We start from the raw sequence: 20419 nt of genomic DNA, 5'->3' as shown, positions 1-20419 counted from the left end.
AGACCGCCTGAACAAGAATCTTCTGCGGCGGCACGGAGGCCGCCGGCTAATCGGGTATGCCATTTTGGTAAGGCGGGATGGAACCCGCCACCGGACATGAAAGGGGAAGCTGTTCATGGACCGTGTGCCTGCTGACCGTCTCGAGGCAAACCGGTTGTTCTTCGTTACCGTGTCCACTGCGCACCGTAAACCAGTGTTCACGAATTCGGCAGTTGCTCTTGCCGTTGTGGAAACGATGGCCTTTTATGCCCAGCGTGGCCAGGCTCCCTTGATCGCCTATGTTGTCATGCCGGATCACTTGCATGTGTTGGTCTATCCGAGATCACCGCTGACGATTTCGCGGTGGGTGGGACAGGTCAAGAGTTATTCGACGCACCGAATCGGCATCGGGACCTTCTGGCAGGAAGGGTGCTGGTCTGAGATCGTGCTGCACGATCGGTTTCTTCAACAAAAACTTGTGTATGTTCACGATAACCCGGTCAGGGTCGGTCTTGCCGAGAGTCCGCACACGTATCCTTGGTCGAGCGCGGCGGAATACTACAACGAATCCTTCCGAATCGTGACCCCTTACTGGAAAATCGCCTTAGACGGTTCGGCTGACACACATGACGGCACGTCTGGTGCGGCGGGTTCCAGCCCGCCACTCTGAAAAAAGAGGATTGCCGATTAGCCAGCGGCTTCCATGCCGCCGGGAATTAAGACGATCCGTCGCGGTGCAAACTGCCCCGGAACACAGATTTCCTGTGGTGCACGGAGACCGTCGGAACATGAGTCTCTCGTGTCGCGGCACGGAGACCGCCACCTCATCGGGTGCGCACTATCTGATAGTGTCTGGATGGCACCCGCCGCCCAATCTACAAGAGAAAACCACCTCATGTCTCTCCCCCACATTCACTTGATGCTCAATCACGTTCCGATGATCGGCGTGATTTTTGGAATTCTGATTCTGTTGTTTGCGAAGCTGCGCGACAACCGGGACAATATGATCGTGGGATTATGGATGCTGGTCCTCGCGGCGGTGTTCACTGTTCCGGTGTACCTGACCGGTGACTATGCGGCGAGCGATATCCGCGAGCACCCCACATTCGTGAAAGGGATGGTCGAGGAGCACGAAGACGCGGCGGTGTGGGCGTTCATCCTGGTCGGCGCGCTCGGCGTGGCCGCACTGTTCGGGTTGACCTTTGCCCACCGGCAGAAGAAGCCGCCGAAATGGCTGCCGGTTACGGTGATGATTCTGTCGCTTCTGACCGCCGCCACCTTTATCCGCACGGCCCAGCTCGGCGGCCTCATTAGCCATCCCGAATTGCGCTCCGGATTTGTTGCGCCGCCGTTTCTCGATGAAGACGATTGACCTTCCATTTTTCAACTCCGGCTTATGAATTCCCTTTTTGACGATACCGTCCGCGCTCAGATTCGCGAGCGCCTCGAAAAACTGACACCGCAGCACAAGGCGCAGTGGGGCAAGTTCGTGCCCGCGACGATGCTGACGCACCTGATTGATACCTTTGAAGTGGCCTTTGCCGAGCGGCCCGTCACCGTCAAAAAGGGTTTTCTGAATTCGGCGCTGGGCCGATGGATGGTGATTGACTCTCCTATGCCGTGGCCCAAGGGGTCGCCCACCGCGCCGGAATATCTGGAAAGCAAGCCGGGAGAGTTCGTACGCGACAAGCAACGGGTGCTGGCGTACGTGGACCGCTTTGCCAAAGGGCGTGGCCAGCAATGGGGCCGGAGTCCCGGCTTCGGCGATCTGACGCCTGAGCAGTGGTCGCGGCTGAACTTCCGGCACTTGAATCACCATCTCATCCAATTCGGTCTCTGAGGCTCCCCATGGCCATCGTCGCCGTTTCCATCGCACCCTCCGATGTGGGAGGCACCAGCCTTTCCCAATATGTCGCCGCCGCCGAGCGCGTGATCCGCGAAGACGGGCGCGTCACCTACCGCCTCGATCCGATGTTCACCACCATGCAGGGCGAACTTAGCGTCTGCTTCGAGATTATCGAGAAGATGCACGAAGCTCTGTTCGCGATGGGTTGTAAACGCGTGGGCAGCGTCATCAAGATCGACGACCGCCGCGATAAGGCCGTCCAGATGGAGGACAAGGTGCGCTCCGTAGAAGAGAAGTTGAAATGAAATATGTCTGCCTGCTCGGTGTTCTTTTGCTCGTGACCGGCTGTGCCGAGACCTTTACCATCACGCGCGGCTCGTATTATTCCGACTTCGAAGAGGCCAACCTGCAATGCATGGGCACCACCAATCATGTGCGGCTGCGCAGCGGGGCCGTTATCGATACCCAGCAGCTCATTCTTGCCGCCGACAGCGCCACGTGGCTCTTGCCGGATGGCCGGCGTCAGCGGATCCGCCTGTGGGAGATTGCGCGGATCGATAATATCAACCACCGGCGCGGCGCGCGCAGCGGCGCGTTTGTGGGGCTGGTGGCCGGGCTGGGCGGCGGCATCGCCGTCTCCTCGCAGATCCACACCCACAACACCCTGGGCAAAATCGCGGTCGGAGCGCTCAGTGGCGCGACGTCCGCCATCGGCGGCTTTCTCGGCGCCACCGTTGGCAGCGCCATCGGCTACCGCACAGTCATAAAATTCGATTCCACCCGCAGGATTCTTGCCGATACCCTGCGCTCGCCTGCGCGCAGCAGTGCCGGCTGGGCCATGCCCGGAGCATCCGACAGCACGCAGAAACGATAAGTCCCTACACCATTCCGTCGAGTCCCGGGCCTGTCGGTCTGGCGCTTGATTTCAGATTTTCAGCACTTCAGTATTTCAGGATTTTCTTCCTATGCGACTTTACGAACATGAAGGCAAAGTCTTCTTTGCCAAAAGCAAGATTCCTGTTTCGGCAGGCAAAGTAGTCACCACTGCCGATGATGCCGCCAAGGCGGCTGTCGAACTCGGCTTCCCCGTTGTGATCAAGGCTCAGGTATTGATCGGTGGGCGCGGCAAGGCCGGCGGCGTGAAAATCGCCAAAGATGAAGCCGAAGCCCGTACCCTCGCGGCGCAAATTCTGGCCCTGACCATCAAGGGCTATCCCGTTGAACGGCTGCTGATCGAGCCCGCGCTGAAGATCGAGCGCGAAATGTACCTCGGCGTGACGATTGATCGCGCCAACTACAAGATCGTGCTCATCGGCTGCGCCGACGGCGGCGTCGAGATCGAAGAAACCGCCCGCACTGCGCCCGAAAAGATCGTCAAGATTCCCTTCGAGATCGACGATCCCATCTACACCTATCACGGCATCGAAATGGCCAAGGCCCTCGGACTTTCGGGCAACGATCTGAAGGAAGTCGGTGCGATCACCGTGCGGCTCTTCAATCTGTTCAAGAAGCTCGACGGCAAGGTGGTGGAGATCAATCCGCTGGTGCGCACCGCCGAAGGCAAGTGGATTGCCGCCGACGCGCGTGTGGCCTTGGATGACGATGCTATGTTCCGCCATCCGGAACTGGCCGAGATGGGGATTGTGGCCCGCCACGAAATCGGCGAACTGACGCCACGCGAAAAGCAGGCGCAGGAGTGGGGCATCCCCTACGTGGATCTCGAAGGTGACATCGGCATGTTCCCCGGCGGCGCAGGCTTTGGCATTGTGGGCAACGATTTCATTCACCATTTCGGCGGCAAGCCGGCCAACTTCATGGACAGCGGCGGCGGCCCGGCTCCCGAGCGCATTGCCAAGATGCTGGTGCTGCTCGATGAGAACCCCAAGGTGAAGGCGATTTTCGGTGCACGCTTCGGCGGCATTTCCCGCTGCGATGATTTTGCCAAGGGCGTAGTGCAGTTCCTGCGCGAGCACGGCCTCTCCAAGCCGATGGTGGTGCGCATGACCGGCAACAAGTGGGAAGAGGGCCTGAAGATTTTCGCCGAAGCCCGCAACAGTTCTCCCCAATTATTCTCCCAGCTCGAATTCCACGGCATCGAAACCCCCATCGAAGAAATTTCGAAGAGAGCCGTGGAACTGGCGAAGACGGCAAAGTAGGTTCTTATGTCCCTTCCCCTTTTCACCGTAGACTCCTTCACCGAGGTGCCGTTCAAGGGCAACCCGGCGGGGGTGTGTCTGTTGTCCGAAGCCAAAGACGCGGCGTGGATGCAGAATGTCGCGGCGGAGATGAAACACGCCGAGACTGCGTTCTTGGTGTCGCGGGCGGAAGGGTATGATCTGCGCTGGTTCACGCCGGCCGTGGAGGTCAACCTCTGCGGACATGCCACACTGGCCAGCGCGCACATCCTTTTTCAGGAAGGGCGCGTCAAACCGGGCGAGCCGATCCGCTTCTTTACCCGTAGCGGTGAACTGAAAGCGCGCCGGGAAGGTGACATGATTGTGCTCGATTTTCCCACTCAGCCCGCACAGGAAATCGCACCTCCGCCGCACCTGCTCGAAGCCTTGGGCGGCGTGGAGCCGCTGTTTGTGGGACAGAATGATGACGATTACCTTGTCTGTGTCTCGTCGGCGGAGATGGTGAAGGCCCTGTCGCCGGATTTCGCCCAACTTAAGCGCTTTGATGTGCGCGGAGTCATCGTTACCGCCTCCGACAATCAAAGCGGCGTGGATTTCGTCTCCCGCTTCTTCGCTCCCGGCGCGGGGATTGATGAAGATCCCGTCACCGGCTCGGCGCACTGCTGCCTCGCCGTCTACTGGAATCAGCGTCTGCACAAGACCGAGTTCATCGCCCATCAGCTTTCCGCGCGCGGCGGCGTGCTGCGCGTCACCTTGGCCGGAGACCGCGTGCTGCTCGGCGGCCATGCCGTGACTGTGTGGAAAGGCAGCCTGCTCGCGTAGTTCGCCTGCGAAGTCTAACAAGGGAAAGCCCGCCATGGAAGACACCGCTAAACTTCTGAAACGCGTTCGCGTCGTCTTGCGAATCGCGCAGTGGATTCTGCTGTTTTATGTGGTGGGCTCGGGAGTGCGGTTGTGGTTCACACGCACGGAAGGAAAAGTATACCGCAACTGGACACTGGACCAGGCCCGTTATCCGCTGATTCGCGTATTCACCGATTATGCGGATAACGTGCCGCGCGAGTTGGCGCTGATGCCGCCGCCATCCGATGCCGCACTGCTTGGGGTGTGGGCGGACAGCGTGCAGGTTCGCACCGGGAAGGACGCGGGAGTTTTTCTTCTGAAGAACAACGCTGTAACTTGGGTGCGCAAACCGTCGGCACTGGTTGATGACGCCGCCGCCTTTGAAACGCGCCTTGCGGACACCACGCATAAAGGCGCGCGTTTCCCCTGCGGCTCAACCGAAGGGCGAATGATGGTCGTCAAGGATGACCCGAAGTATGAAAAAGCGCGCGTGGCGGAAATCATCGGCGCGCCGGAGCAGCCGCTGCGCTGGGGCATCCTGCACCGGCGTGTGGAGCTGTGGCGGCCACTTTGGGCTCATGTCAGCCAGTTTACCGAACATAGCCCTGGCGGCGGCCCCATCGATCCCCTCGCCGAGCGGCTGAATTGTTCGGTACAAGTTGGAGACCTGAAGGTCCGCGAGAAGAGCTGGTCGACGCGCCCGACCATTCGCGTGTCACTCGACAACGATCTGCTGTTTACATCACCCGGTCTGGATACGACCATGGTGTCGAAAGTGGACTGGGTGGACGGGGCAAAGGTGGAGTTTTATGTCTCTGCCATGGACAATATCTTTGCTGAAAGGTTAGGCGGTCATGGCTGGCCGTGGGGCGGATTTGCCTTGTGGCTGCTGCTGCTGGTGGCCAATGAACTTTGCTACCGCTGGCTGCGCCAAGTTGGCAAACCGCTTTCCGCGCCTGCGATTCCGGTGAAGGATTGACCCGCAAGATGCCTGAGCAAACCGCCGCCCAGATCCGCCTGACCTCCATACGCCGCTTCCGCTGGATGGTGGTGATGCTGATTTTGATCTCCGGGCTGGCGGTGGCTGCCCGCTATGCCCAGCACCGCATTGCCGATAACTATGGCCGCGCCACGCTGGCGCGGGAGTCCGCCGCGCTGACCCGCGAGTACACGCGCTTTGAAGCAGCGCGCGGTCAAAACCTGGGACTTTTTCCGCCACCCGCAGACACCAGCCGGCGGGAGATTTGGGCGGTACAACTCGGCGACGAGTTCGATCAACCGTCCGCCCTCTGTCTGGTGGAACACGGAGTCGTGACGTGGCTCCGCAAACCCTACGGCTTCGAAACGACGGCTGATTCGGTCACCGGATGGCTGACCGCGCAGCAGGATGCTCCCAAAACACTGACGGCTGAACGGTTCGGAAATTCGCGGATGCTGCATGCGCGCTTTCAGTCCGGGGATGACATCCACAGCCTGTGGCTGTTCAGCCGCGGCGAGGACAGCCTGAGCTGGGGAGTGTTGCTGAGTTCCAATGACGCGTGGATCGCCTTCTTCCGCAATCTTCAATTGTCGGCGGCGGTGGACCCCGCGGTCGGCTCTCCGGCGTGGGCGCTGCAGGATATGTTCGCCCTCCCGAGGTCCAACACCAACCGCTGGAACATGGGCGTGCGCGCCTTCCTGAACGACAGTCTGATCTTTTCCAGCAGCGATCTTGACACCACGCGTCCCTCCTGTACCTATGACTTCAATGGCCGCAAGGCGCAGTGCTATCTCTCAAGCTGGCAGGAAATTTCCACGCACTGGAGAATCATGCGGCTGGCCTTCTGGCCGATTCTGTTTCTGCCGCTGGTGCTGATTGTCCCCTTCTTCCATGACTACCGTCAGATCCACCACCTGACGGCCAACGATGCGGGGTCCTCTTGATCAATCCGCAGAATCCGGCGGGACCGCAGGACGCCGCCAAAGCGCAGATCCGCAAGAAAGCCAAAAATCGTTTTCGTGTGACGGTGATTCTGCTGGTGATGATCTCGCTGGCGGGTGGGTTCGTCTTATATGGACTGCATTTCATTCCCCGCATCGAGCGGCAGACACAGCTCAGAAGCAACTCGCTGCGTCTCTACTATGAGTATCTGCGTTATGAGGTGGATCAGGGCATCGGCGTCGCGGCCTCGCCGCCTCCAGCGGTTGCCTCCGCTCAGCAACTATGGGCCGAACAGCTTGTCTCGCATTTCGATCATGGGGCGGCGGTGTTTGTCAAGAGCGGTTCCGCGCTGACCTGGCCGCAGACACTCCCCGATTCCCTTTCGCGTCGGCAGGTGGAAACCGTGCTTGCGGCCCTCGATACCGCGACCCGTGTACCCCAGCCGCTCAAGTCTTTCGGGTCCGCCGGTCTCTGGCTGCGGGACTTCGACCATCAGGACGCCGACTACCGCATGTGGCTGGTTGCCGAATCCAAAAACGGCCTCAAATGGGGCGCGGTCTACAAGGCTGACGCCGACTGGATTTCATTTTTTAAAGACTTGGACACGCCCAAGGGGACGCCGCTCGCTTACGGTGGTCCGGCCTGGGAACTCAACGGCTCCTTTGCCCTGCCCACTTCGGGCAACCCCCAGTTCCTCACCGGCATGCGCGCCTATCTGAATGATAGTCTGCTGTTTGCTTCACCCGCGCTGGATATGTCCCGCGACTCGCTGCAATGGACCTATCCCGCCGGGCCGCGCATGGAGTTCTTCACCGGATCGCGCGACTTCAGCTATGCCAAGATGCGGATCTTGCTCGTAGCGTTTCTGCCCCTGATTCTGTTGCCGCTGATCCTGATCATCCCCTTGACCTTCTGGTACCGCACCGTGCGGCGACTCACGGATGAAGGATGAAGGATGAAGGATGAAGGAAAGACTGCTCCACATCCTTGGCATTTTTGGTATTTTGGCTTTTTAGCTTTTTGGCCTTTTCTTTGGTGACACCGGGTTGCTTCGTTGAAACACACAATGCCGGAGGTAGGTCATGAGACGCTCTTTGTTTTGCATCTGTTGCCTCGCCGTGGTGTCGTTGGTCTGTGCACAGGGATGGGAGGTGCAGCCTTGCCATCCAACGCTGAATGATCTGAACAGTATCGCGCGCGTCAGTCCCACGGTACTATGGGCCGTGGGTCAAAAAGGAACCGTCATCCGCACCGATGATGCCGGAGTAACCTGGGCCGCGCAGGCCTCCGGAACTCAGGCAAACCTTAGCGACATTTTCGCGCTGAACAGCAGTACGGCCTGGGCGGTCGGTGATTCGGGGACGATGCTGCATACGACCAATAGCGGTCAAAGCTGGGAGATGCACCGGGCCACGGATTTCCGGCTGGTTGCCGTGACGTTCACCAACGCGCAAAATGGTTGGGTTGTAGGCTACAGAGGCTTCGCCCTGCACACCACCGATGGTGGCGAGACGTGGCTGACGGTGTCCATCCTGAATACCGGTAGTGATCTCCACGACATCCAATTTCTGAACGACAGCCGCGGCTGGATCGTCGGCAGCGTTGGATCGCGCTTTTACACCTCGGACGGAGGCACGACGTGGATTGACCAGATGGGCACCTGGCAGACCGGCATTTTGTGGAGTGTGCAGTTTGTGGATGACAGCAGCGGGTGGGCGGCGGGCGATAGAAGCAAAATCCTGCATACGACCAATGGGGGCACAAGCTGGAATGATCCGCATTTGGGATATGACGGCAATGGTTTTGTCAGTGTAAACTTTGCCGATCCGCTGCATGGCTGGATCGCCGCCGACAACGGCACGCTGCTACGCACGGCTGACGGTGGAATCACCTGGCATGAGACGGCAATTCCACTGAACCGCTGCCGCAAGGTATTGTTCAGCGACAGCCTGCACGGCTGGAGTGTGGGCGAGATGGGGCGCGTGCTTCAGACCGAAGATGGTGGCACCACGTGGGCCTCGCTGACCGGCTACTATCTGCAGGACAATGTGCAGAGCGTGTATTTCTGCGACCCACGCACCGGCTGGACCGCGGGAGATAATGGTTCGATCCATCGCACCACCGACGGGGGCCGGTCATGGGTTCGGTCCGGTTCCGGAACGACGATAGACTTGTACGGCACTTGGGCGACAGATCGCGATACGGCCTGGGTGGTCGGCGATGGCGCGACCATTCTCCGCACCACCGATGGCGGCGCGACGTGGCAGCCGCAAAACTACGGCACCGGCTACTACCTGTGGGCCATTGCCATGCAGGATGGGCACACCGGCTGGACGGTGGGCTCACAGGGCACAATTCTTTACACCACCGACTCCGGCGCTCGCTGGACCGCACAGACCAGCGGCACAGATCACTTCCTTTATGGAATCGCCGTCAGCGGTCAAACCGTTTACGTGGTGGGCGATTACGGCGATGTGCTGCACAGCACGGATGACGGAGCAACCTGGGACTTGCAAACCCTTCCGGTCTTGAGTTCCTTTGGCGGCGTAGCGGCCATCGGTACGGACTCCGCCTGGGCGGTGGGCGACGGCATCATCGCCCGCACGACCGATGCCGGCACCACGTGGACGTGCATGAACGTGCAGGCCTCGCCGCAAAGCGTCACCTTTTCCGATCATCTGAACGGCTGGGCCGCCGCACGAAGCGGCGTCATGCTGCGCACTACCGATGGCGGCAACACATGGACCGGATGGGATTCCGGCATCCCCTGGGATCTGGCCGCCATCACCTTCCCCACCGCTGGGCAGGGCTGGGCAGTTGGACAAATCGGCATCATCCTTCACTATGGCGGCGAAGCCGCGGCAACTCCGCATCTTCCGGTTCCGGCAGTCACGCGGGATTACGCGCTGAGTGCATACCCCAATCCCTTCAACGCGAGTACCATGCTCCGCATGGCGGTCCCGGTTTCCGGAGCGGCATCCCTTTCCGTTTACGATGTGACGGGCCGCCTCGTCACAACGCTGCAGAATGGTTTCCTCAGTGCCGGAATCCACACGTATCGTTTTGACGGCCAGGATCTTTCCAGCGGCATCTACTTCGCCCGCCTGAGCGCGGCAAAGGGTTCGACGTCGCAGAAACTTATCTTATTGAAATAGCCATGGACAGCGCCACCAGAACTGCGATTCTCGAAAAAGAGCGTGCGCTCTTCCGCGTGACGGAGACGCTGCTGGTGATGCTGTTTGTGCTTACCGCGCTCTTTGCCGTCAACCTGCGCGTGGCTGCCGACTTTATGGCCCTCTGGCCGCTGCGCGCTGCCAGTGATGGCTTTCACCGCGCGGTTGCTGAGTGGACTGCGCAGAACGCGCCGAAAGATTCGCTGGCCGCAAACACGGATCGCCTTTCGGCATTCGCGCATCAAGCTCTGAACTGGAAACCGACCCCCGCTACAGACTATCTGCGCACCGTCGTGGCGGTGGACAATCCCAACTATCCGGGACTGCGGGTCTACCTGAAGGACTCGCTTCTGGGCACCACGCCGGGGCTGGATACCACGCGCATCCATTACGTGGTTGCCTCCGGCCCGCTGCGCGAAGAGTATTATCTCCCTTACGCCCAGCAGGCGGTGGCCGACCGCCTGCGCAAGGCGTGGTTCCCGTGGCTCTTCGCCGTTGCGGAAGTGATCTTGATGGCCGTCGTCTACGCCTTTCACCGCTGGCTCCGCAGACTCGCATCGGAAGACTAAGCTCTCCCTTCCGTTTGTCCACTCCAAGGGATACTATGAAGCCCCTGCTCCTCGCGCTTGCGCTGGGCGTGTTCCTGTCCGGCTGCTCCCTGCACTCGGTCATTACGCCGCAGAGCCCGGCACAGCACTATGCCGCCATCAACACGGCAGCCAGGCAGTATCCGGTAGAGGTCAGCAGTGCCGCCGGCTCGGTACATCACGGCTATGCGGTCACTCTCGCCTCAGACTCCATCCGCTGGAAACTCCACGAACCGGACCTGATGGAGGATCTGCGTGCTTCCGGTATCCATGTGACTCCCCAGCCCCGGCAGGCACTGGCCCTGTGGGACGTGAGGGAAGTCCGCATCACCGACGGCAACCGCGGCATGCGTGACGGTCTGCTGTTCGGCCTTCTGTCCGGCGCGGCTTTGGGGGGACTGGTCCAACTCACCGGCGCCAACTATCTGCCGGCGGAGCACTTCATCGAACCGCTGATTGCCCAGTGGGCGCTCGAACTCGTCGGTGGGTCCTGCACCGGCGCTGTTATCGGCTCCATCATCGGAAGCCCGCACATTATCCGCATCGAGGCGGCCGCCTCGCCATCCACGCTTCGCTAAGCTATCTGACGTCCCATTTCCATACCGGAACTCGTTCATGCGACACCTGATTCTGCTTTTCGCCCTGTGTCTGTTCGCCGCCGTCTGCTACGCGCAGTCGGAGTTTCCCAATCCCACCGTGGGCACCCGCCCCGGAGCCTTCTCTTCGCGGTCGTTGAGCCTTGGACATGCCTATCTGACCGATGAAGAGGGGCCGCCTGCCGTCATGGGGAATCCCGCCGGCCTCGCCGAGCAAACCACGCGCTGGCGCTTCCTGTTCTCGGGCAATATCGCCCGGATCAAGGAAACCCGCAAATACCCCGTCTTCGACGCCTTCAACGCCGTGTTGATGTACAACAACTACGCGCTGAACGATCACCTCTATTCCAAGATGGACGGCGGCATTGCCTACAAGCTGCCGACCGATGCGGTCCAGTCCCTTGTGCTGTCGCTGGCCAGTTTCTCCGCCTACAGCTTCGATTACACTTACCATGAAGAAGTCCGCGACCGTTACGCTTCTGGCGGCATCATGGATCTGAAACTCGGAGAGAACGATCTGGACGTCTCCGGGGATCTGCGCACCATTTCCCTCGCCGCCGCCGCGAAGATGCACGGCCCGCTCTCGCTGGGCTTTGCCTTCAACACTCTGGCCGGCACCTGGACCTACACGCGCGGTGTGCATTATGTCAGCTCCGATTCAGCGAACTATGCGGATCGTGTGAAGTATTCCAACGTCGGCGCCCCCGGCGAACTCAACTTCGGCGCGGCCTATGCGCTGGGCGAGCGTCTGAAGTTCGGTGCGCGTGCCCTCATGCCCACGGGAGAGTACAAGTTCAAGCAGAACGGCACCTATGCCCATGAACATGACGTCCATCAGGTGGGCATCGATACCACGCTCAGCGCCGGCGGCAATGTGATCATCAAGTACCCCAAGCGCTTCTCCGCCGGACTGCAATTCCGCCCCAAAAGCGAATTCCGTCCGCTGCTGCTGCTCGAAGGCGAGATCTTCACCTATCATGATACCGATCCCACTCTGAACAACAGCTTCGAAATCCGCGCCGGTGTCGAGCATCAGGTGGTGCCCGGTGCGCCCGTGCGCTTCGGCTATGTCTACACCACGTCACCCTCGGACAAGGAGCATGCCAGTTCCCTGTTCACGGCGGGTATCGGGTTTGCCGTGCACAAAGTCAGCGTCGATTTCGGCGTGGAAATGGGCACCGTCAATTATGTCTCCACCGACATGTTCCCCCAGACCCTTTATGGCGGCGTGAACCGCACCGACAAGGACCACGTGGAAACCGACGTCTTCCGCGGCATGCTGACCCTGAAGTATGACCTGTAAACCCCTGTGATACTACTCCACACCCTCCGGGTGTGGGTGAAAAACAGGACGCCCGGCATGCGCAACGTCCCAGCAAATCGTTTCGAAAGCGATCGCACATTCTTCGTAACGAGTACCCTGAGCATTTCCCGGCCCCTGTTCGCGGATGCCCAAAACGCACAATGTATTCTGGATACGTGGGATTTCTACCGCGCGAGAAGCGAGATAGAGCTTTATGGCTTCGTGGTCATGCAGGATCACATTCATCTTATTGTCCAGGTGCTCAGCCCCTTAACGCTTGACGCATGGATGAACCGATTCAAGAGTTACGTGGCTCACAAAATCAACTGTGGGCCAATGTGGACTCGCAGTTACTGGTCCGAGGTGGTCGTCAACGAGAAATTCCTACGGCAGAAACTGCATTACATTCATCTCAATCCTGTAAGAGCAGGATTAGTTGCCAAGCCTGAGTTGTATTATTGGTCGAGCGCACGGGATTATGCCAATGAAGCTGGACCTTGGCGGGTAGACCTCTGAAATGCACAGCGCGGAATTTGTAATTGTAGATGGAGATTTCTGAGCGCTCGGTCCTTCACCCGCACCCGGGATGATAGATCGAAGGCGCGATCTTCCGTTTTTCACCCGCACCCGGAGGGTGCGGAGTAGTAAACTTCTTTCACACACAAATGAAACATTTTCTGCTTATTTTTTCCGTTCTGCTGTGGGCTGCGGTGGCCTGTGCGGGCGAGACGTGGTCGCTGGTGGTGTGCCATTCCAATGACGTGCACGGCGGCGTGGACTCGTCGCTGGCCACGTTCATGAATCCCGAATTTCCGCCGCAGCTTGGCGGTGGCGCGTCCGCCTCGACCTTGATTTCCTACATGCGCCAGTACTGCCACACCAAGGGGGACGGCTTTCTGCTGCTGGATACCGGCGACATCTTTCAGGGCACGCTGGTCGGTACCAAGACCAAGGGCGATGCCGTCGTGCGCTACATGAACGAAGTCGGCTACGACGCCTGGGTGCTCGGCAATCATGAATTCGATCTCAGCCGCGTGGTTCCGGAAAAGCTGATGACCGAAGCCGAATTCACCGTGCTCTCGGCCAATGTCTACGATACCACCAACGGTGTGTATACGCACTTTGCCAAGCCGTATCTGATCCGCGATTTCGGCAAGCTCAAAATCGGCATTGTGGGCATCACCACCGCCGGCACCGTGCGCGAAGCCTTCAAGGAAAATATCCACAACCTGTTCTTCGCGCCGGAAGTCCCCACGCTGGCCGCCTACCGCGATACGCTGCGCGCCAAGGGCTGCGACATTGTGATTGCCGCCTGCCACTTCGGTCTGCCCTTTGACCGCTGGGAAGCCTATGACGACGTCGAGAAGCGCGAGAAAGAAGGCTGGAAATCCGACTATGCGAAGAACGCCATGGAGCTGGTGCGGCGCGTGCCGGGCATCGATATTCTGTTCGCCGGCGATATCCACGTCGGCTATCAGGAACCGTGGGTGGATCCGGTCAATCACACGCCCTGCTTTCAGGGCTATGGCCGCGGCACCAATCTGCTCGCCGTCGAATTCGAGTTCGATCTGACCACCAAAAAACTCGTCGGCTGGAAGAACTTTCAGGATGAGGGCTCGCTGATCACGCTGATGTCGGACCGCTTTCCGCGTAACCGGCAGGTTGCCACCAGTATCGACACCGTGGCCGAACGCGTGGAAAAGGGCTTCAATGACCGCATCGGCGAAGCGATTGCGCCCATCACGCGCACCGGCGAAGGGGAATCGCTGCTCGGCAATCTGATCTGCGATGCCATGCAGTGGAAGATGAAGGGCGATATCGCCATCACCAACAAGGGCGGCGTGCGTACCGATATTCCTGCGGGCATAATTACCCCGCATGATGTGTTCGATGTGCTGCCCTTCGACAACACTCTCGGCACGGTGATGGTCAGCGGCAAGTTCATGAAGGATCTTCTGGAGGCTAAGGTGATTTACGGCGGCAGCGGCCTGTATGTCAGCGGCATGAAGGTCAAGGTGGACCGCGCGCGTCCCGCAGGAGATCGCGTGGTCTCGCTGGAAATCGGCGGCAAACCGTATCAGCCGGACAGCACCTACCGCCTCGTCACCACCGACTATCTGCTCGAAGGCAACAGCGGCATGGAAAAACTCGCGGCGTTGCGCTCGCAGGCCGCCATCGAGAGCGGCGTCTTTATGCGGGATGCGGTGCTCGAATACATCAAAGAACATTCGCCCATCGATCCTAAACTCGACGGGCGCTGGCAGACGACCGGCGACAAGCCGTAAGATCCCTCCACTATTTTCTCTTTGTCCATTACACTCTTTCATATCTTTAGGAGAACTCCCATGCTGCGCAAAACGCTAATGTTGTTTGCGGCTCTGGCCGTCCTCGGTCTGGGCCTGCTGTCCACGGCCAACGCCGTGATGCTCAACGAAATTCTGTATGACACTCAGGGCACCGACGACGTCAATCTGATGTTCACGGAGCTGTGGGGCACGCCCGGAACCGACATCGGCGGCTGGACGCTGGTCGGCATCAATGGCAACGGCGGTGCGGAATACGTCACCATCACCATTCCCGACGGCACCACCATTCCCGCCGACGGCTACTTTGTCATCGGCAATACTTCCAGCGTTTCCAACGTGGATTACGTCTGCGGCGGTGCGGGAGGCGCGGGTGTGGACTGGCAGAACGCCGGCTCCACCAGCCAGATAGATTGCGACGGCATCGATCTGCGGGACGCTGACGGCGCCACCGTGGACCACCTCTGTTACGGCGAATGCCGTGTCGCCGGCAGTTGCACGGGTGAAGGCAGCCACAATGCTCCCGATTACAATCCGCCTTCCACCGGCCCCAACAAGTCGCTGGCCCGCATGCCGGATCATCAGGACACCGGCGACAACGCCGCCGACTGGACCGTCAACGAGACGCTGACCCCCGGCGCTCCCAATGCGGGCGTGCCCTGCGTGCCGCAGTATGTAACGCTCTCGCAGGTCCGCGCCAATGACGCCGAAGGCATTCCCACATTGGACAGCTCCTTTGTGGTTTTCCGCGGCATCGTCAACATCGACAACTACCTCATCGACAGCACGTCGCTGACCAAGTTCTTCATTCAGGATGATGATGCCGGCGTGCAGATCTTCCGTGGCGGCGTTCCCGAGAACATCGTGGCCGGCGACTGCCTGACCGTGTCCGGCTGGGTGGGCTTCTACCGTGGCCTCACCGAAATCATCTCCGGCGGCAGCGGCAGTTGCGTCTACCGCATCGACCGCACCAATCATGTCAATCCGCCCACTCCGAGCCTGATCACCTGCGCCTCGCCCTTCGAGCAGTATGAAGGCATGGTGGTCCGCATCAACAACGTGCACATCGTCAGCGGCACCTGGCCGTCCGAAGGTCAGTACAGCAACAACCTCATCATCAGCGATGATCAGGGCACCATCGAACTGTCCATCAATAAGTGGACCAACGTCGACGGCTCGCCCCAGCCCACCGGAGCCTTCAGTGTGGTCGGCATCATCAGCCAGTATGACGTCGCCACACCGTATGATGGCTACTACGAGATCATTCCCCGTTCGACCGACGACATCATCACCCTCGGCGCCGATGATCCGCACGGCATGGCCACCGTTGGCGAATTCCGCCTCGATATGCCGTATCCCAATCCCTTCAACGGCACGGCACTCATTCACTACACCGTTGGTTCGGCGCGCGACCTGACCTTGACAATCTACGATGTGCTGGGACGTGAAGTGCTGCACGAGCGGCTGTCCGGCGTAACCCCCGGCGAGCATTCTTACTCCTGGACGCCGACCGCGGCCTCCGGCTTGTACCTGCTGCGTCTGACTGGAGCTTCCCAGACTCAGACCGCCAAACTGCTCTATTTGAGGTAAGTCGGTCAGGATTCCCGGAGCAGGTCGCCTTAGGGCGCTAACCTCCAGATTTGAAAACGCTTGCGGCTGCCGGACAAAGATTCCGGCAGCCGCTTTCTTATTGACTTTCCTCACGGTTGCCCTTACCTTGTGTATCAGGAGAGCTATCGATGCACGCACATTAAAGGCCGTCGAAATACGAAGTTATTGGGTCAGCAGGATTATTTGCGCAAGGAAGGACACAGGATGGGCTTGTATTCAAGAGTTTGGATCAGCGCAGCGATCATTCTCGCTGTGGCAACGGTCAGTTTCGGTCTGGGTGAAGCCACACGTTCGGCATTGCTTACACCTAACGCCGCCTTCGAACAGGCAGGCACGGGCGAGTGGCAGGGCACACAGGTGCTCAACAAAGCCACAGGCCGGGTTGAATCGTTGTTCGGAATGGCCGTCGGTCCCTTCTCGGGCTCTCCCGCGGAGGCTGCTCGCCGGTACCTCTCCACGCAAACCGCCGTCACCGGATACGCGGCGGAAGAACTCTCCCTTGTGCGCAGCATCGAATCGCAAGGCAGCCGCTTCGTCACCTTTGAAGCCAAGGTCGGCGGCCTGCCGGTTTATCCCGGCGAAACCGTGGTGACGTTCGACTCCCGGATGCGCGTCGTCTTCCTGTACAACGGTCTGCTCCCCGTGGACCGCACGGCGAAAACCGGCATGGGCATCTCAGCAGATGCCGCCATTCAAATCGCCCGCAGCTATCTGAAGCCCTCTGGCCGTGATCAAGGCGCACCTTCGGCCCGCGCCGTCCTGTGGACTGGAGATACAACCGTCCGCCCGGCGTGGATTGTTTCCATGCCCGCCGAGCAGCCGCGCGGCGACTGGCAGATCTTTGTGGACGGCAACTCGGGGCAGGTCTTCCGCGTCCGCAACAATGAAAAAGACTTCAACGGCCACGGCATGGCCTTCGTCCCCGATCCTCTGACCACGGCGCAAGCCACCTATGGCCAGACGGGTTACACCGACAACAGCGATGCCAACTCAACCCAGCTTCAAGCACAGCGCGTGGCCGTGACGTTGCCGGACATTACCTTCTCCGGCGGGGTCTACAGCCTTTCCGGACCGTGGGTGAATCTGCTCAACTTCGAGAGCCCGGCAGGCAATCCGGTCACCTCCACCGATTCCAACGGTTTCAGCTTCACGCGTGACGCTCAAGGCTTCGAAGATGTGATGTGCTACTATCACATTGACCTTTCCCAGCGCTGGATCCAGAGTCTCGGTTTCAGCAACATTCAGCACGCTCCCATCGGCTGCGATCCGCACGGTTTGTCCGGCGCGGACAACTCGCACTACGTTCCTTCTACGAACCGGATTGCTTTCGGTGAGGGCGGGGTGGATGACGCGGAAGACGCCGATGTGATCTGGCATGAATACGGTCACGGCATTCAGAACAGTCAGGTACCCAACTACGGTGCAGGCGGCGATGAAGGTGCGATGGGCGAAGGCTTCGGCGACTACTGGGCCGGATCCTATTCCCAATCCATCTCGTCCTTCAACAACTCCTGGATCTTCAACTGGGACGGTCACAACACCTTTTGGGCGGGCCGCACCTTTACACAGAACAAGGTCTATCCCACCAATCTCGACGGCGAAGTGCATGACGACGGCGAGATCTGGTCGCAGGCCTGCTATGACACCCGCAACCGCGCCAACGTGGGCCGCACGGTGATGGACAAGGTGGTGCTGCAGCATCATTTTTCGCTGGGCACAACCGCGACCATGCCCACCGCCGCCGCCGCCATTTTGACGGCCGACAACAGTCTTTACGGTGGCGTGCATTATCCGGATATCTACGCGGGCTTCGTGCCGCGCGGCCTGCTGTCCTCGACCGGCGCCATCTCCTGTCTGGCGCCCAATGGCGGCGAATCTTGGAATACGGGCACGACCCACACCATCTCCTGGTCCTATTACAATCTTACGGGCAATGCCCGCATCGAAATCAACCGCAGCTATCCGGCGGGCGCGTGGGAACTGGTAAACAACACCACAGCCCTCTCCACCGGCAGCTACACGTGGACGGTCAGCGGCGCGGCTACTGCCACCGCGCGTATTCGTATCAGCGCGGACAACAACACCGCCGTCAATGACATCTCCAACGCCAACTTCACCATCGTCTCTTCGGGGCCGCAGATCACCCTCACCGCACCCAACGGCGGCGAATCCTGGTACGTGGGTGATGCCAACACCATCACGTGGACCTCTTCGGGTCTTGCCGAAAATGTCAAGATCGAACTGAACCGCGCCTATCCCGGCGCCACATGGGAGACCATTGTCGCCAGCACGGCCAACACCGGCTCCTACAGTTGGACACTGACCGGCGCGGCGTCTACCACGGCTCGCGTGCGCGTTAGCGGCGTTACACAGACCACCGTGGCCGACACCTCCAATGCCAACTTTACCATTGGCGTCCGCGTCATCGTTCTCACCGCACCCAATGGCGGCGAAACATGGCTGACCGGAGATGCCAATGCCATCACCTGGACGGCGTCAGGGCTGCTCGAAGATGTAAGAATCGAACTCAATCGCACCTATCCCGGAGCCACGTGGGAGACCATCGTTGCCAGCACCAACAATACCGGTGTCTACGTCTGGACAGTAACCGCTCCTCTTACCGGCACGGCGCGCATCCGGATTTACCACGTGACGCACACCTCCATCGCCGATACGTCTGCGGCCAACTTCACCATTGCCGCGCGCGCACTGACCGTTACGTCACCCAACGGGTCCGAAAGCTGGACTACCGGATCGCTCCACAACATCACGTGGACCTCGCAGAGCCTCACCGGCACTGTGTCGCTGGATCTGAACCGCAGCTATCCCGCCGGAGCGTGGGAGAACATCGCCACAGGAGCCTTGAATAACGGCAGCTATCCGTGGACCGTCACCGGACCCGTCACCAGCGTGGCCCGCGTGCGTCTCACCAGTGAAAGCTTCGCCACCGTATCCGATGTCTCCGATGCGAACTTCAGCATCTTCGCCCCCAATCAGCCGCCGGTCATCGTCCACGATCCGCTGCATGATCAAAATCCCGCGCCCTTTACGGTAACCACGCTGGTAACCGATGATGCGCCGGGCGTCAGCGCGTCCATCTCCTATCGTCTGGTTGGCGCGCCATCCTTCAACACGCTGGCCATGCCTTCCACCGGCAATGCCAATGAGTTTGCCGCCACGATTCCTTCACTGGTTGAGGGATCGTATGAATACTACCTCAGTGCCACGGATGCAGGTCTGCTGACCTCCACCACGGCGCACTATGTCTTCTATGTGGCGCAAAGCTGTGGCAACGAACTGGGTTACGATGACGGCAATGCCGAGCGCAGCAACTGGAGTTCCAACACGGCCTTCAAATGGGCGGTCAAGTTCGATGCTCCCGCGCTGCCTTTCGCGCTCTGTAATGTTCGTGTCGGTATCAGCGCCGCCAACCCTGATGCGGCTCACTCGCAGGTTCAGGTCAGCATCCTCCATGCGGACGGTCCGGGCGGATTACCGGGCACTCCGGTGGTCACCCGCGTGGCCGGAAGCATCGGCAATGTTATCGGCGGCGTTCCGCAAAATCCCGACAACTGGACCACGGTCTTCTTCCGCGATAACGGTCAGCCCTTTGTATTGAGCGGCGCGTTTTATGTCGCCGTCTCCAATCCCGATTCCGCCGCGGGCTTCGAATCCTTCCTCTCCGACACCACCGGCGCTCTGGCCGGACGCAGTTATGTTTACAGCCCGTGTGACAGCAGTTGGCATCTGGAAAATGTCACCGACAGCATCACCTTCCGTGGCAACCGCATGATCCGCGTGTCCGGCTACGGCCTGATTCCGCCCGGCGACGTGGTCATTCTGCCCGTCGGCAATGATCTGCATCTGGATTGGACCAACGTCGGTGCGCCGTTCTATCACATCTACAGCGCCCTGTACGAGGATGGCCCCTTCACCACGCTGGTCGGCACCACCACAACCAATAGCTTCATCGACGCCGGTGCTGCCGACGCCCGGAAATTCTACCGCGTCCTGACCTCCACGACGCCGTAACGAACTCCTCTGCATCTCACTCTCTAAGGGCGGCCACAGTGCCGCCCTTGGCGTGTTATGGCGGTAATCCAACGCACGAATCCGCAAAAA

18 protein-coding genes are annotated in these 20419 nt (G+C 59.9%); all 18 read left to right on the top strand.

Going from position 1 to position 20419, the window contains the following annotated elements; genetic code table 11:
- Positions 1–115 precede the first annotated feature (115 nt).
- The 18 genes from VGL38_14545 to VGL38_14460 all read left to right on the top strand — a co-directional run bounded on the left by VGL38_14545 (position 116) and on the right by VGL38_14460 (position 20329).
- On the top strand, positions 116–649 hold the full coding sequence (locus VGL38_14545) for a transposase (protein HEY3296647.1): 534 nt from the start codon (positions 116–118) through the stop codon (positions 647–649).
- A gap of 225 nt (positions 650–874) precedes the next feature.
- Positions 875–1351, top strand: coding sequence for a DUF2231 domain-containing protein (locus tag VGL38_14540; GenBank protein HEY3296646.1), 477 nt, complete (start codon positions 875–877; stop codon positions 1349–1351).
- A gap of 24 nt (positions 1352–1375) precedes the next feature.
- Positions 1376–1819, top strand: coding sequence for a DinB family protein (locus tag VGL38_14535; GenBank protein HEY3296645.1), 444 nt, complete (start codon positions 1376–1378; stop codon positions 1817–1819).
- Positions 1820–1827: 8 nt separating this feature from the next.
- On the top strand, positions 1828–2130 hold the full coding sequence (locus VGL38_14530) for an MTH1187 family thiamine-binding protein (GenBank protein HEY3296644.1): 303 nt from the start codon (positions 1828–1830) through the stop codon (positions 2128–2130).
- Complete coding sequence (locus VGL38_14525) at positions 2127–2699, top strand: hypothetical protein (GenBank protein HEY3296643.1); 573 nt, start codon at positions 2127–2129, stop codon at positions 2697–2699. The genes VGL38_14530 and VGL38_14525 overlap by 4 nt, the downstream gene beginning before the upstream one ends.
- 91 nt (positions 2700–2790) lie before the next feature.
- Positions 2791–3981 carry an ATP-grasp domain-containing protein gene (locus tag VGL38_14520; GenBank protein ID HEY3296642.1) on the top strand — a complete coding sequence of 397 codons (1191 nt, stop codon included), beginning with the start codon at positions 2791–2793 and terminating at the stop codon, positions 3979–3981.
- A gap of 6 nt (positions 3982–3987) precedes the next feature.
- Positions 3988–4782: a PhzF family phenazine biosynthesis protein gene (locus VGL38_14515; GenBank protein HEY3296641.1), complete on the top strand. Its 795-nt coding sequence runs from the start codon at positions 3988–3990 to the stop codon at positions 4780–4782.
- Between the two features lie 34 nt (positions 4783–4816).
- Positions 4817–5782: a hypothetical protein gene (locus VGL38_14510; GenBank protein ID HEY3296640.1), complete on the top strand. Its 966-nt coding sequence runs from the start codon at positions 4817–4819 to the stop codon at positions 5780–5782.
- An 8-nt stretch (positions 5783–5790) separates the two neighbouring features.
- The gene (locus VGL38_14505) at positions 5791–6726 is read left to right on the top strand and encodes a hypothetical protein (GenBank protein HEY3296639.1); all 936 of its coding nucleotides are present in this window, start codon (positions 5791–5793) and stop codon (positions 6724–6726) included.
- Positions 6723–7676, top strand: a complete 954-nt coding sequence (locus VGL38_14500) for a hypothetical protein (protein ID HEY3296638.1) — start codon at positions 6723–6725, stop codon at positions 7674–7676. Before VGL38_14505 ends, VGL38_14500 begins: the two co-directional genes overlap by 4 nt.
- A gap of 130 nt (positions 7677–7806) precedes the next feature.
- The gene (locus tag VGL38_14495; protein ID HEY3296637.1) at positions 7807–9879 is read left to right on the top strand and encodes a YCF48-related protein; all 2073 of its coding nucleotides are present in this window, start codon (positions 7807–7809) and stop codon (positions 9877–9879) included.
- Between the two features lie 2 nt (positions 9880–9881).
- A complete protein-coding gene (locus VGL38_14490) occupies positions 9882–10466 on the top strand; it encodes a hypothetical protein (protein HEY3296636.1) in 585 nt (194 codons plus the stop codon).
- Positions 10467–10501: 35 nt separating this feature from the next.
- A complete protein-coding gene (locus tag VGL38_14485) occupies positions 10502–11062 on the top strand; it encodes a hypothetical protein (protein HEY3296635.1) in 561 nt (186 codons plus the stop codon).
- 37 nt (positions 11063–11099) lie between these two features.
- Complete coding sequence (locus tag VGL38_14480) at positions 11100–12383, top strand: hypothetical protein (GenBank protein ID HEY3296634.1); 1284 nt, start codon at positions 11100–11102, stop codon at positions 12381–12383.
- Between the two features lie 57 nt (positions 12384–12440).
- Positions 12441–12899: a transposase gene (locus tag VGL38_14475; protein ID HEY3296633.1), complete on the top strand. Its 459-nt coding sequence runs from the start codon at positions 12441–12443 to the stop codon at positions 12897–12899.
- A 149-nt stretch (positions 12900–13048) separates the two neighbouring features.
- Positions 13049–14668 carry a bifunctional UDP-sugar hydrolase/5'-nucleotidase gene (locus VGL38_14470; GenBank protein HEY3296632.1) on the top strand — a complete coding sequence of 540 codons (1620 nt, stop codon included), beginning with the start codon at positions 13049–13051 and terminating at the stop codon, positions 14666–14668.
- A 60-nt stretch (positions 14669–14728) separates the two neighbouring features.
- Positions 14729–16276, top strand: coding sequence for a T9SS type A sorting domain-containing protein (locus VGL38_14465; GenBank protein HEY3296631.1), 1548 nt, complete (start codon positions 14729–14731; stop codon positions 16274–16276).
- A 231-nt stretch (positions 16277–16507) separates the two neighbouring features.
- Positions 16508–20329, top strand: a complete 3822-nt coding sequence (locus VGL38_14460) for a M36 family metallopeptidase (protein HEY3296630.1) — start codon at positions 16508–16510, stop codon at positions 20327–20329.
- Positions 20330–20419: the final 90 nt, after the last annotated feature.

The sequence above is a fragment of the bacterium genome, from assembly GCA_036504735.1.
Taxonomy (GTDB): domain Bacteria; phylum Electryoneota; class RPQS01; order RPQS01; family RPQS01; genus DASXUQ01.
Note: the sequence above shows the minus strand (reverse complement) of the source record. Positions and strands in the feature narration are given on the sequence as shown.